Source organism: Qipengyuania rhodophyticola (assembly GCF_042493225.1).
GTDB lineage: Bacteria > Pseudomonadota > Alphaproteobacteria > Sphingomonadales > Sphingomonadaceae > Erythrobacter.
Window position 1 is genome coordinate 2697325 of record NZ_CP170454.1, and the last position, 14625, is coordinate 2711949.

Below are 14625 nucleotides of genomic sequence, written 5' to 3' on the forward strand. Positions count from 1 at the left end.
ACCACTTCCCTCGCCTATCGTCTTCGTGATAGTCATCCGCTGAGAGGGAAAGAAAATTATGATCCGACTTATTGCCGCGACCGCCATGGCATTTTCGAGCGCCGCTTGTGCGAGCGAAACCCCCGCCGTCATCTCAGCCTCAGCTACCCAATCGGCAGAAGCTAGTCCGGAACCTGCGCCGAGTGCGCCCCGCATCACGCTTGGCAATGGCGAGCAAAACTCCATTCAGATCGAAGGATTGAAACGGGTCAGCGGCGTCACACCGTTTTCCTTTATTCGCGCCGATGACAAGGAAATGTCATCGTTTCGCGGCGACTCTACAGCATTGACCTTTTCAGAAGTCGTTATCGCCAAGCCTGGCTTTATCGTCCTGCATCCGGTGATCGACGGCAGGCCCAATGGCGACATGGTTTCCGGCTTCGCATATCTCAACGCGGGCAAGAACAAAGATGTGACCGTTAGGATCGACCATCCCGCCGACACGGGCGAGAAATTCCTGGTCATGCTACACACCGATGTGGATCAGGACCGGGTACTCGACTTCGTCTTTGTCGAGGACGGCATCAATGTCGAGGACACGGCCGTGTTTGAAGGCACGACGATGGTGGCTCACATTTTTGCCGTACCTTGAGGGAAATGTGCGCTAAGCTCGCCGGATTACCAGATTCCGGATTTCGGTCATATCATCCATCGCGAAGCGGATGCCTTCGCGGCCCAGACCGGAATCTTTGACGCCGCCATAGGGCATATTGTCCACGCGGTAGGATGACACATCGTTCACCACGACACCGCCGACATCAAGCGTGTCCCACGCATCAAGCACCTGATGGATATCGCGCGTGAAGATGCCCGCTTGAAGCCCGAATTTGGAATTGTTGACCTGATCGAGCGCCTGGTAAAAGTCGGAGAAGCTGGAGAGGTTCGCGAGCGGTCCGAACGCCTCTTCCCAATTTGCATCCGCCTTCGCGGGCACATCTTCGAGCAGTGTCGCCTCCAGCATATTGCCGTTTGACAGCCCGCCGCCGCATAGCAGCGTCGCGCCGCCTGAAACCGCATCATCGATCCAGCCTTTGAGCCGTCCCGCTTCGCCGTCAGAAATCATGGGGCCGATAAATGTGCTGCGGTCTTTCGGGTCGCCGGCGACTAGTGAGGCTGTTTTCTCAACGAGCATCGCCTTGAAGCGCTCATAAATATCCTCGTGAATGATGATCCGCTGCACCCCGATGCAGCTCTGGCCGGACTGGTAGAACGCGCCGAAGATGATCCGCTCCAGCGCGTGGTCGAGATCGGCATCTTTGTCGACGATCACCGCCGCGTTTCCGCCGAGCTCCAGGATCACCGGTTTTTTGCCAGCCTTCGCTTTGAGGTCCCAGCCCACGCCGGGTGAGCCGGTGAAGCTCAGTAGTTTCAAGCGCTCGTCAGTCGTGAACAAATCCGCCCCGTCGCGGCTGGCGGGCAGGATCGAAAATGCGCCTTCCGGCAAATCGGTTTCCGCCAGCACCTCACCCATAATGAGCGCGCCGAGCGGTGTCTTGCTCGCGGGCTTCATCACGAATGGGCAGCCGACCGCAATCGCGGGCGCGATCTTGTGCGCGGCCAGATTAAGCGGGAAGTTGAACGGCGAGATGAAGCTGCACGGCCCGATCGGCACACGCTTCCACATGCCCATATAGCCCTTGGCCCGCGCCGAGATATCGAGCGGCTGGACCTCGCCATAATTGCGCGTGGATTCCTCCGCTGCGATCTTGAAGGTGTCGATCAGCCGGTCGACTTCGCCCTCGGCATCCTTAATCGGTTTACCCGCCTCCACACATAGCGAATAGGCGAGCTCATCATAGCGCTCGCGGAAGCGCGACACGCAGTGCTGCAACACATCCTGCCGCTCATAACTCGCCATTTTCGCCATCGGTTCAGTCGCGCGAACAGCGCCCGCAATCGCCTCTTCGATCACATCTGGCGTCGCCAGCGCCGTGCGAAATGTGACCTCGCCGGTATATTTGTCCGTGACCTCGAGATCGGTGTTGGGCTGAGCCGCTTTGTTATTGAGATAGAGCGGATAAGTGTCTTTGAGTTTGGGCATCACAGTTCCTTGCTCAGCCGCTTGATATCTTCGTTGAGGATCTGGTCGTTCTCCGCGTAATCGACCGGGCAATCGATCAGATGTACACCCGGTGTGTCGCGGCAATGCGCCAAGGTCTCGCGCAAGTGATCGCTGCTTTCGATGCGGTGGCCATGCGCGCCAAAACTCTCAGCGAATTTGACGAAATCAGGGTTGCCATACGTTAGTCCCCAATCCTTAAAGCCCATGTTCGCCTGCTTCCAGCGGATCATGCCATAAGAGTTATCGTTGAGGATCAGTACAGTGAGATTGAGGCCGAGGCGCACCGCCGTCTCCATCTCCTGATCGTTCATCATGAAGCCGCCATCGCCGCAAATCGCCATGACCTTTCGCTCAGGATAGAGCATTGCGCTCATCATTGCCGATGGCAGGCCAGCGCCCATGGTTGCGAGCGCATTATCGAGTAGAACGGTGTTCGGCAGATAGGCTGTAAACCCGCGCGCAAACCAGATTTTGTACACGCCATTATCGAGGCAGATGATGCCATCGTCCGGCATGCACTCGCGCACCTGACTGACCAAATGCGGAGGGAAGATCGGGAAGCGTGCGTCTTCGGCCAAGCCATCGGTATGCGCGACTTCTGCCTCGCGGTAACGGGTGAGTTCTCCGCTCGACCAATGTCCCTGCTTCTCAATACCTTCCTTGATTTGCCAAATCGCATTGGCGATGTCGCCGATCACCTCGATCTGCGGGAAATAGACCGGATCAACCTCGGCTGTGCGTGTGCTGACGTGCAGCACCGTCGCGCCATCAGCTTGCATAAAGAATGGCGGCTTTTCGATCACATCATGACCGATATTGACGATGCAATCCGCCTCTTCAATCGCGCGGTGGCAAAAATCGCCCGCTGACAAGGCAGCACAGCCCAGGAACAGCGGATGCCGCTCATCAATCACGCCTTTGCCCATTTGCGTGGTCACAAAAGGAATGCCGGTCTTCTCGACAAATTCGTTGAGCATGCGGCCCGTCATCTTGCGGTTCGCACCAGCACCAATGACCAAGATCGGCTTCTTGGCTGTCTCCAGCGCCTCAATGGCCATGCGCACCGCCTTCGGTTCGGCGGACGGGCGGCGCGCAACGGAGCGCGGTATTGGATCGCCGTGGCATGGCTCCTCCGCAATATCTTCCGGCAGTTCGAGATGGACCGCTCCGGGCTTTTCTTCTTCCGCTAGACGATACGCCTCACGTACGCGGCTGGGTATGTTGTCACCAGCATGCAATTGGTGCGTGTATTTGGTGATCGGCTCCATCATCGCGACCACGTCGAGGATCTGGAAACGGCCTTGCTTTGATTTCTTGATCGGCTTTTGACCGGTGATCGCCAGTGTCGGCATTCCGCCTAGCTGCGAATAAGCTACGGCGGTCACCATATTGGTCGCGCCGGGACCAAGCGTTGCCAGAAATACGCCGGTTTTGCCGGTATGGCGGCCATAAGTCGCGGCCATAAAGCCCGCGCCTTGTTCATGTCGCGTCAGGATCAGCTTGATCTGTTTGCTGTTCGACAGGCTCTCCAGAAAGTCGAGATTCTCCTCGCCCGGAACGCCAAAAATGTACTCGCAGCCCTCGGCTTCGAGACATTCGATAAATAGATCTGATGCTTTCTTTTCGGTATTCGACATCGCGTGACCTCCGTCGGCCTCAGATGAGACCTGATTAGCAGATTGCGACCCCGTTCCCCCCGGAATTTCATCATGCCTATCAGAGGGTTTCGCGCGTGTCAGTAGCCAAGTTTGAGATCGAGTTGAGGCGCAACAGTTCCGCCCGTATTCCAACACTCAAGATTAGCGATAAAGCGGTCGGCGCTGCGGATAAACATCTTGTCCTGCGCGCGGCCAGACAAGTGCATTGAGATATGCGCATTATCGAGCGCCCAGAGCGGATTGTCGGCGGGCAGCGGCTCTGGAGTGGTCACGTCAAGCCACGCGCCCCCGATCTGTTTTGCCTCCAGCGCGGCGACAAGAGCGTCCTGATCCACCACTGCACCACGCGCAAAGTTGAGCAGCACCGCGTCGTTCTTCATCGCGGCTAGTTCTGCTTCGCCAATCATGCTGTCGGTTTCCGGTGTCGCAGGCACGACCAGAATCACCCAATCAAACTCGCCTAGCCGGTCGCGCCATTGATCCGGTGTAAGTACGCCCTCACCCGGCGTTCGCCGAACAACCGTCACATCAACATCAAACGCCTCAAGTCGCGGTTTAATCAGCTGGCCAATCGCGCCAAAACCAAGCAGTAGAGCCTTGCTTCCCGCCAGTTCCCGCTTGCCGGGGCTGTCCTGCAACCACTCGCGCTTTTCAGCAGAGCGCATAACATCGCGGTATCCCTTGGCTACATTCAGCATACCCATCACGACATATTCAGCGATAGTGATCGCGTTGATGCCTGCGCCATTGGTCACGGTCACGCCGCGTTCTTGCAACACATCCAATGGCAGAAAATCGAGGCCTGCATAAATCGAATTGAGCCATTTGAGATTGGTCGCGGCGGCGGTGGTTTCTGCCATCGCCTCTTGGTCATACATGTCGAACCAGCCGATCTCGGCCTGCGGCGCGACCTCCAGCGCCTCTTCCTTGGTCATAAACCACAGCGGCTCAACCCAATCGGGCAGGCGGGGTTCAACGAGCGGGCGTATAAGGGCGGAGAGTGCTGCTTTGGTCATACCGCCCGTGTTAGGGACGGAATGCAAACCACGCTACCCCCGCAAGCACTGGCAAGCCAGCAAGATCAACCAGAGCGATGCGCTTCAGCGGCGCAGGTGATCCTGCTTGCCAGTAAAGCATTAGAAAACTGAGCATGCTGATGCCAACGACTATCACCGCAAGCCGCCTGCCCTCGGGTACGAAGGCCGCCCACAGGCAGGCAGCAAAGACCGCCAGAAACAAGGCAGCACGATGATGCATCAGAAGGAAAAGCGGATTGTCGGCAGCGACACCGTAGAGCGTGGTGATGGTGCCAGGCCGAAAGAAAGCCAGCGCGGGGATCGCGTGAATTGCGGCGAGGATGAGCCACAGGATAAGTTGCAACATGCCCCTTTTGTAGCACTCGCTACATAAAATGCAACATCAACTGAGCTTCCATTCCCATCCCAGCGGATCGCCGTCCATCACATCCACGCCCTTCTCGGCGAGATCGTCACGGATCGCGTCTGAAGTGGCGAAGTCTTTGTTGGCGCGTGCTTCCTTGCGGCGGATCAGTTCCGCCTCAATTTCGGCTTCCATCATCTGCGCGTCTTTGGGCCGCACGCGAAGATCTTTGCGGGCAAGGACAAACAGGCCCAGCCCGAGGACAGTGTCCATATGCTCAATCACTGCGCGCTTTATGCTCGCATCCACCTTCTTGACCGCCAGCGCATCTTCCAGCGCAGTGAGCGCAACCGGCGTGTTGAGATCATCGGACATGGCATCGGCAAATGCGCTCATCATCGGCGCAAATTTTGGGTGATCAGTCGCACCACCGGACGGCGCATCGGCAAGCCGCTCGACCTGCATCACAATCCGCTTCAGCCGCGTCAGCGCCGCGCCCAGCCCGTCCCAGCTAAACTCCAGCTCGCTGCGATAATGCGCCTGAAGGCACATCATCCGATAGGCCAGCGGATGATAGCCTTTGTCGATCAAGAGCTGCACGCGCAGGAACTCGCCGGACGATTTCGACATTTTCCCTGAGCGTTCGACCAGGAAATTGTTGTGCATCCAGATATTCGCGCCGGAATTGCGCGCATCCGATAGTCCGCCGCAACCGCAAAAAGCCTGATTCTGCGCGATTTCATTGGGGTGGTGGATCTCGCGATGGTCAATTCCGCCGGTGTGAATATCAAACGGGAAGCCGAGCAGCTTCTCGCCCATCACCGAGCATTCGAGGTGCCAGCCCGGTGCGCCTTTGCCCCAGGGCGAATCCCATTCCATCTGCCGCTTCTCACCAGGCGGCGTCTTCCGCCAGATCGCAAAGTCAGCCGCGTTGCGCTTGCCCTCGACTGCGTCAATCCGGCCTTCTCCGTCTTCCGTAACAGCCCGCGCAAGCCGACCATAATCCTCCACCGTAGTGGTATCGAAATAGAGGCCAGTCTCGCATTCATAGCAGTGTTTATCCGCAATGCTCTTTGCGAACTCCAGCATCTCGTCGATATAGTCAGTCGCGACTGACCATTTGGCAGGCTCGCGGATATTGAGCGCCTTCACATCGGCCCAGTAAGCCTCGGTATAATGCTGCGCGATATCCCAGATCGACTGCGCCTTTTCCGCCGCCATCTTTTCCATCTTGTCTTCGCCAGCGTCGCCATCATCTGTGAGATGGCCGACGTCGGTGATGTTGATTACGTGGGTGAGCTTATACCCCTTCCAGCTAAGCGTCCGGCCCAGCACGTCAGCGAACACATAAGCGCGCATATTGCCGATATGTGGGTAGTTATAAACCGTCGGCCCGCAGGTGTAGACGCGCGCCTCGCCCTCATGGACAGGCACGAACTCCTGGGGCTGGCGAGTGAGTGAATTGAACAGCTTTAGCGGGGCTTCTGACATACGAGCAGCCTTGCCCCGGCGGGTGCGCGCGGGTCAAGCACAACAATCGGCGATACTGGCCGTTACTCGGCTGGTTCCCACAAATCCTCATTGCCCGCGCCCGTCACAGGATCATCAATCAGCGGCGCTCCAGCGGGATCGTCAAGCCCCTCCATATCGATCAGCGGCCGGTCAAGCGTGCCTGAGCCGTTCTCGCCCTCTTCCTCTGGATCGCGAACCTCCTCCTCGATAATATCGCGCACTGGGATCTCACCTTCAGGCGAAGGATCGGGTGACGGCGTTGGAGTTGGCCCACCTGTCGGCGGGGGTGTAGGCGTAGGAGGTGTAGGTGGTGGTGGCGGCGGCGGAGTAGTTGCCGTACACGCCGCCGTATTTAGGATGGCACAACCATTAATGGTCGATCCTGCTGCCACCGTCGAGGTGATATTAGTCGGCGCGATAGCCGCAATCCCGGTTTGTCCGTTGACTATGCCGTTAATCACAATCGGTTGGGGATCAACGCCCGCCGTTGATATGTTGAGATTGTTAACGGTGAAGCCGCGCCGCTCCTCAAATTCGGTGCCCGGTGCGGTATTCTGAATGAACACTTGGCTAGCCGTTGTCGCAATGGTCAGCGTGTCCGCTGTGATCACACCATCGGGGCGATCCACGCCGCGATTGTTGGACAAGATCATATCGATCTCAGCCACAGTTGCATTGGCGATATCTAGCCCAGTGCCATCAGACAAAGCCCGGAAATCCCTCGCGTTAACGATCACTTCGCCTGCAAGCGCGCCATTGGCATCGGCTACAAAGATGCCGCCAGAGCTGAGCTCGATATTGACCGCTGTAAGCGCGTCCAAAACTATATCCGTGTTAGCATTAGCACCGGTTATGTTCAGGTTTCCGCTAAACGAGATGCTGCCGTCCGATATCAACTCAAGCACCGAGTCCTGACCGAAGTTTCCGGTGTTGCTGCCCGCGATAAGATCAGCAGCGAGTACCCTAAGTGAAGGGGTATCGCCCGGCGATGCTGCAAGTGCCGATATTGACAACCGGCCGCCCGAGGAGATGCGAGGCAATTCGTCGCTGGAAATCTCGTAGGTGCTATCCCCAAAATTATTGGGGCCACCAATCGTCACGCTACCCTGAGTCTCAAAATCTATCGAAAACGTCCGGCTGGCATCACCAATCGAGCCATCTGCAGTAATCGCAATATCGTCAGCGAAAACCGTGATACCTTCGCCTATCACGCTGGCATCTACGGTTAGCCGGCCAAAAGTTTCGAGCTCAACACCCGCCGCCGCATCAACCGCAGCGTTGATTGTCAGGCTAGCATCGCCGGACAGCGTAACACTACCGCCGCTCGATGTGGTTTGCTGAACCGTCTGTACGCCGGGGGGCAACGGCTGTGACGCGAACATAAATGCGAAGATCTCATTCGCGACCAGCCCCCCAACGGTCCGAATATCAATGTCACCCGTTGCGGTAGCGCCCTCAACGTTGATATCGCCCTGGCCTCTGATATCGATATTGCCAGCATTTGCGCGCGCCGTGATATTGAAAGAACTGCCCGTCGAGCGCACAAAAACGCTATCAGCGCTCACCACGAAATTGCCAGTGTTCGAAAGTTCTTCTTCAATCCGGAGGTCACCGCCTGCGCTTATTTCCCCGCGCAACGTAGTAACAGAACCGAGCGTTATATCCCCGCCTGAGTCGATATCAAAGAAACCGCCGCCGCTTTGGCCATTCACGATTGTGTTTACTGCAACGCCGTTGCCCCCGGTAACGAAAGCGCCATTTTGCGCATTGATCGTGTTTATTATCAGTAGGTTACCCGCATCCACATTGACGCTGCCTCCGGAGATCAAAGACTCACCGCGAATGTCGCCATCCGCGTTGAGTTGAATTTGGCTAGTGCCGCTTTCAAGAGTGGTGAAGAGCGTATCGAAGCCAGCCCCGCGCGCAAACAATCGAATACCCTGTCCGGCGGTAACCGTTCCTGTGACATTGATGTCGCCCGCATCGGTATCAACGGACAGACTTTCACCAAACTGCCCGCCGCCCAATGTGAACGAACCCGCATCCACAAGCAGGCTCATATCGGTTTGCGCATCGCCAATGCTCACGAGCCCAACTGCGTTGATGGTTGAGAAACCCGACAGATCCACTGCGGCAAACGTCGCATCGCCAACTCTTGCATCAACGTCAAGGCGCTGCCCCACAGTTAGAGTGCCCAGCCCAATGCTTGCGCCATCGAGCGTAACGTCTTGCGAGCCTGTGACATTACCCGGTCCGGCGCCTTCAATGGCTCCAGTAGCCCTAACCGTAATATCACCCAAGGCTGAGGCGAGTTCCGCAAACCCAATTAACCCGCCACCCGTGATGTTAAGCGCCCCTTGCGCATCCGCACTGCCAAGGCCGATGTTGCCGCTCGCATCGAGATCAATCTGACCAGCTCCAAAAACACCTCGGGCAAGCAAATCACCCACGTCGATATTGGCCGCATCAATGTCTATGTTGGCCGCTGCATCGATGCTGCCCGGACCGTTTAAGTTTGTCCCCACTGTGCCGTTAAGTGCGGACAGCGTAACGCTTTCATCGACCGTGATGCTGTCGAACAGGATGTCTTGTCCGGTGGTGAAATCCACAGTTGTTGCGGTTGCATCGCCAATGGCAATATTGCCTGCGTCGATCAGGATTGTTTCGACTGCGTTGAGATCATCGACGTTGACCCCGGCTGCTGCGAACAAGGCGATATCAACCCCCGCATCAATAGCGCCGCCGCCAATACCACTCAGCGAGTCGAGAATGGCTGATTGGCCAGCGCTGATAAATCCATAGCCGATCCCGCCGGCCAGAATGTCGACATCGCCCGCCGCGCTGAGGAAAGTATCAACGCCAGCGTTGAAGTCGTTTCCGGCACTCATAACAATCGAACCGTCGCTTAGGATTGATTCAACAAAGTTGTTGTTGTCGATGTGCGTGACCAGAATGTCTTGGCCAGCATCGACTTGCACTTCGCCGCCAACAACCAATTGGCCGTCACCCGCAAAGTTGAACACAGCATCACCCGTCACGTTGACCGTAAAATCGCCGGCCACATCGATCCCGCCGCTCGTGCTATTCGCCACAAACGAGGGAACGCCAACCGCGCCGACATCTGCAACGGTCGCCACCAGCGAGCCAATGCTAATGCCCCCAAGAGCATTGGTGCCAGTGTCGGAAATCGTCACTGTGCCGCCGAGCGTAGCGCCGCCCACCGTGCCAGTTCCTCCGGTGCCCTCAGAGGTTAAAGTCAGATCGTCGAAAGTGATCGTGCCGGGGCCAGCTCCAAGCGTTTCGAGCAGCAGATCCCCGCCAATGCCATTGCCGCCATTACCCACAGGGCCCGCGCCTGTAAAAACAGTGCCAAACTCGCCATTACCGCCGCCATCGCCGCCATTGCCGCCCTCACCTTCAGAGATGAGCGGTACCGCCCCGCCCATAAAGCTGCCGCCAATTGCCGAGAGCACAAAAGTTCCGCCCGTACCGACACCCCCGTCGCCGCCCGTGCCGGGTGTACCGCCTGAGCCCTGCGCAATGCTGCCACCAAAGCCGCCATCACCCCCAAAGGCACCTTGTCTGACCGGTCCGCTAATATTGGTGAAATCGATTTCCCCACCGTCGCGGGCGATCATTCGCGAAATGCCGGAAGTCCCATTGCCTCCGGCGCCGCCTGCTCCTGCTTCGCCGCCTAGATTGTCGGCGCCGCCAAATCCGCCATTGCCCCCTTGCCCAGCGGCAAATGGGTAGAGCGGTCCCTCGAAGTTGAAGATCGTACCGGTCCCGCCAATATCGAGCGTCGCAACACCGCCGACACCGGCTCCGCCAGCACCGCCATCGCCCGCTTCAAGTGTCGCGGTGGCAAAACCTCCGAAACCGCCGCCACCACCCGTTCCGCCCGCGGAGAAACTGCTGTCAGCAAGGCCGTTGAATACCTCCTGATCGGAGGTAATGCGGATTAATGCTTCACCGCCCGTGCCTTGACCGCCGGTGCCACCCGACAGGCCTGGACCAGGCGATCCCCCGGAACCTCCACGCCCATTGGCAAATACGGTTAGCTGAGAAATACCACCAATATTCTGATCGGAAATAAGCTCTGCGACGCCGCCAACGCCCTCGCCGCCTGTAGTGCCTGGCTGGCCAGCAGCGCCAGTGCTTCCACCGCCGCCATCGCCGCTGGCCGAAATGCTAATCAGGCCAGCATCAAAGGCACCACCGGCTCCATTGGTGACACGCGCGTTGCCACCAAACCCTGCGCCGCCGACCGTGCCGGGTGCGGCAAAACCACCCTCACCATTGGCATCTGCTAACAATGATCCAATGTCTGCAGATGAGTTGCCAAGGTTCACGGTAACAGTGCCGCCCGTGCCGTCGATCGACCGGCCTGTAGCGGTGCTTCCGCCTGTACCTTGCCCGCTTGCGTCTGCGTTCAACGTATTGATGTCGACCACACCATCCTGAAGATCGATGTTTACGGTGCCGCCAGTCGCAGCAGCACCCAAATCAACCGAGCTTGCGAAAGACCGCGCACCAGCATCCGCAGTCAGGGTGCCTCCAACCAGGAGCTGGCTATCGGCGCTGGTCATGGTCAAGACTACTTCGCCGCCTTGCCCTTCGAGCACTGAAAACAGACCGCTATTCTCAACTCTTTCGCCAGCGATGAAGCTACTGTCGAGCAAGAGATCGCCACCTACATCCACAATGCCACCATCGCCGATTGTGAGAGACACGGTGCCCGGTGTGGGATCGGTCGCCACTGACGACTCCTGTGCGGTCACGCCAAAACGGGCCTCGAGATTGCCACCGATACTAACCACGCCATCCGCAATCGCATTGGTGGGATCACCATTGACGACAACACCGAAAGTTCCCCCATTGGGGTTTGCCCGGCTCGCCGTTAGATTGCCCAGAATGTCGATCTCACCGCCGGGATTCACAGTGATCAGAGTGTTGTTGGACACCAGTTCAATGTTGTAATTGCCCTGCGCGTCTCCGCTAGATCGAAAGCTATCGCCTTGGTCAAGCGTAAGGGTGATCGAGTCCGCTTCGATTGTCGCACTCGATGTAAGCGTCAGATTACCTAGCTCCAGCGAACTTACCGCATTGAAGCTATCGCCCAGACGGATGACGCCATTCGCATCTTGCGAGGCAACTGACGCGGCTTGATAACCGATCGAGCCCTCAAGTAGCAGCTGCAAATTTGCACCAGGCGCAAAGAAATCGATGATGTGCGCATCCGGCGTGGTCGGTACACCTAACCCGTTTAGCACCTGCTGAGATGCAGGACCGGTCGTGGTGCCAGTGTGGAAAATCCCGTTACCGGGTTCAGCCTCACCGCCAAATGCGGTGAAGAAGTTGAAGCCGTTCACGCCATTGTCAAAGACCGAGCCTTCTTCGGCCGACATGTAAAGGACGCTGCCATTGACATCGACGGTGCCGCCCTGATTGATCGTAGGCGCGAAGAACACAGCCGAGCCGCCCTCGACCGGCACAGTGATATTCGCACCTTGCTGGATCGTGACCGCAGACATCGGGTCCGCCACACCAGTAAAATCAATGCGAGGTCCGCCACTGATCCCTTGAATGTCACTAGTTGTAAGGACCACGCTGCCGACATTGAAGCTTGCCCCGCTACCGATCAGAATTCCGCCAGGACTGTAAAACCAGATATTACCGGCAGTTACTGGAGGCCCGGATACGGTCGCAGTGCTGGTGACCGCGCCGTTGATCGCGATACCCCGGAACTGTCCTGCCCCGTTCGCGGTAGGAATGATCCGATTAAGGACCGTGAAGTCCGTCAGCGAACTATCGAAATTGACTGCGGTATTTTGCGGCAAGAAATTGACGAAGTCGCTCGTGGTATCGAGCGTCGCCGTATCAAGCACAGTCCAGTTGAGGATGGTCGCAGGGTTATCGACCGTGATGACATCTTGGGTAGCGCCGGTTGTGACCGTCACACCAGGCGGTTGAACTATCAAATCCGCCTGCACTGAACGACTGTTGTCAAAGCGCGGTCCGATAGCTTGCGCAGTCGCCTCGCTATGCGCGGCCATGGTGAGCGCGGCTGCGAGCACTGGGGCGGAGCCATGGACAAGCCAGCGACTGCGCGAGTTACCAGAACGATCACTCATTGGGTTTGTCCCGTTGTTGCCTAATGTCACCGCGCTCATTGTCCCAACCTCACAACCATATTAACGAGCAGCCGCGTATCGCCGCGCCGCGTCTGAAAGGGCGTTCGCTCAAGCGGAATGGCCCCAACCACTTCGAGGAATGCACGGCGCGCAATGCTGGCCCGCACACCGCCGCCAATTGAAGTAAGCGTAACCGGATCGCCCGGAATGTTCTTTGTCCAAGCGGCGAATGTGTCAAAGAAGACAAAAGGTTGCCATGCGATCGCTTTGGGATCGTCGGAATAGAGCGTGCCATAAGCAAATTCGAGCTGGCTCCCCACCCCGCTATCGCCAATCACCGCGCCTGGATCATACCCGCGCCCCGCCGTGTAATTGCCGCCGGAAAATTGCTCATAAGCGAGCAGCGGATCAGGCGAGACTTGAAACCGTGGTTTTGCGGAAATTGTGAACAAGGGCGTAGGCCGGAAGTCGACCTGCCCCTCACCGCGAATGAGGAAACCCGTCGGATCGGCATCAAGCCTTGCGATCGGAACAACACCCGGCGCAAAGCAATCCAGGAAACCGGCGCCGCAGTCATCACTTGCCCCGAGGAAACCCAGCCCTTGGCGAATTTCCAGCCTGCCGCGCGTTGCGAGGCGCGGTTCAGCGAGCGAGTAACCCGGCAAACCAGCAAGCGTCGCAGCATCAATAGAGCTCGTTTCAAGCTTCAGATAGACGGCGCGAATTTCGTCTTCCGTGAGCGGCAGGCCCGAAAACTCGAGATCCTGATCAATCCACTCAAACCCTGCTTCCAGACCGATGCTAGTCCCTTGCGTGCGCAGAAGCGGGTATTTGCCATAAACGCTCGCGACAAAGGTAGTCGCGTCAAACACATCATCGCCCGGCACATCCGGCTGAGTCCACGCGTGAACAACGCTCGCGCCAAGGCGCAAACCATCGCTGCCAAGGCCAAATTCATGGCGCCCTTGCAGCACGATTTGCTCTTCAGGATCGAAGGTCGAGTAAACGGTTAGCTCGGTAAGGTCGGCGAGTCCGGTGAGCCCATTGACCTGACCTCGGAACGTCCCACCAAAGCGGCCTACCGATTTGCTGCTCCAGTTAAGCGCACCGATATCGCCCTCAAACCGGCGAAACAACACATCGACAATGCCGATCAGATCGCCGGGTCGCGCGTTGGGCCCCGTATCTCTGGTGAGCGCGAGACGGACATCCATTCCCGGAATATCGCGGGCCAGCAAAAGAAGACGCTCGGCCTGTTTGCTGTTGAAATACGGCTCTGCTTGCAGCGCTTCGAAATAGCTTTCCAGAGCTGTGCCAGAGGTGCCGGGCTCACCCCGAATGACAAGGCCAGAAAGCCGAGCGACAACTACGTCGAGTTTGACAGTGCCATCCTCAATTGTTTGCGGCGGCACTTGCACCGTCGCCACATAACCAAGCCCTGACAGAATCGCGGCTGCGCGGTCACGAATATCACAGACCCGCGCAATCGGAATTTCCTGACCCTCAAGCCAGGTCCAGCTTGGCGCGAGCATATCAGGATCAAGCACCTCAACCCCGCTGAACTCAACCGCTTTCAAATCAAACGTGATGCCGTCAAACTGGCTATCGCTTAGCGGACACGAGGCTCGCGTCAGATCACTGTCGAGCGAGACCGCAGGATTAACCGCAGCATCTTCGCCGGTTGGCAAATCACGTTCCACCTCTTCCCGGGTCGGCGGCACACTAACCTGCGCAAACAGCGCGCTAGAGCTGGCAGCGAAAGCCGCAGCGCAGGCTAGCCCCGACACACGAGCAGCCAGTTTGGCACGCTTAGCGATCATTGTGATATCCCCCATGTGGC

8 protein-coding genes are annotated in these 14625 nt (G+C 57.8%); 1 reads left to right on the forward strand and 7 read right to left on the reverse strand.

Annotated features, from left to right (window positions below):
- Nucleotides 1–58: 58 nt before the first annotated feature.
- A complete protein-coding gene (locus ACFCXQ_RS12985) occupies nucleotides 59–631 on the forward strand; it encodes a DUF7282 domain-containing protein (RefSeq protein WP_379551241.1) in 573 nt (190 codons plus the stop codon).
- A 12-nt stretch (nucleotides 632–643) separates the two neighbouring features.
- Here the strand turns inward: ACFCXQ_RS12985 and ACFCXQ_RS12990 are convergent, their stop codons facing one another.
- The 7 genes from ACFCXQ_RS12990 to ACFCXQ_RS13020 all read right to left on the reverse strand — a co-directional run bounded on the left by ACFCXQ_RS12990 (nucleotide 644) and on the right by ACFCXQ_RS13020 (nucleotide 14620).
- Nucleotides 644–2080 carry an aldehyde dehydrogenase family protein gene (locus ACFCXQ_RS12990; protein WP_379551243.1) on the reverse strand — a complete coding sequence of 479 codons (1437 nt, stop codon included), beginning with the start codon at nucleotides 2078–2080 and terminating at the stop codon, nucleotides 644–646.
- Nucleotides 2080–3738, reverse strand: coding sequence for an acetolactate synthase large subunit (locus ACFCXQ_RS12995; protein ID WP_379551251.1), 1659 nt, complete (start codon nucleotides 3736–3738; stop codon nucleotides 2080–2082). Before ACFCXQ_RS12995 ends, ACFCXQ_RS12990 begins: the two co-directional genes overlap by 1 nt.
- Nucleotides 3739–3836: 98 nt before the next feature.
- Nucleotides 3837–4775 carry a D-2-hydroxyacid dehydrogenase gene (locus tag ACFCXQ_RS13000; protein ID WP_379551253.1) on the reverse strand — a complete coding sequence of 313 codons (939 nt, stop codon included), beginning with the start codon at nucleotides 4773–4775 and terminating at the stop codon, nucleotides 3837–3839.
- A gap of 10 nt (nucleotides 4776–4785) precedes the next feature.
- Complete coding sequence (locus ACFCXQ_RS13005) at nucleotides 4786–5142, reverse strand: hypothetical protein (protein ID WP_379551255.1); 357 nt, start codon at nucleotides 5140–5142, stop codon at nucleotides 4786–4788.
- Between the two features lie 36 nt (nucleotides 5143–5178).
- Nucleotides 5179–6630 (reverse strand): cysteine--tRNA ligase, encoded by a 1452-nt coding sequence (gene cysS, locus ACFCXQ_RS13010; protein ID WP_379551257.1) that lies wholly within the window; start codon nucleotides 6628–6630, stop codon nucleotides 5179–5181.
- Between the two features lie 62 nt (nucleotides 6631–6692).
- Nucleotides 6693–12785 carry a beta strand repeat-containing protein gene (locus ACFCXQ_RS13015; protein WP_379551259.1) on the reverse strand — a complete coding sequence of 2031 codons (6093 nt, stop codon included), beginning with the start codon at nucleotides 12783–12785 and terminating at the stop codon, nucleotides 6693–6695.
- Between the two features lie 35 nt (nucleotides 12786–12820).
- On the reverse strand, nucleotides 12821–14620 hold the full coding sequence (locus ACFCXQ_RS13020; protein WP_379551261.1) for a ShlB/FhaC/HecB family hemolysin secretion/activation protein: 1800 nt from the start codon (nucleotides 14618–14620) through the stop codon (nucleotides 12821–12823).
- Nucleotides 14621–14625: the final 5 nt, after the last annotated feature.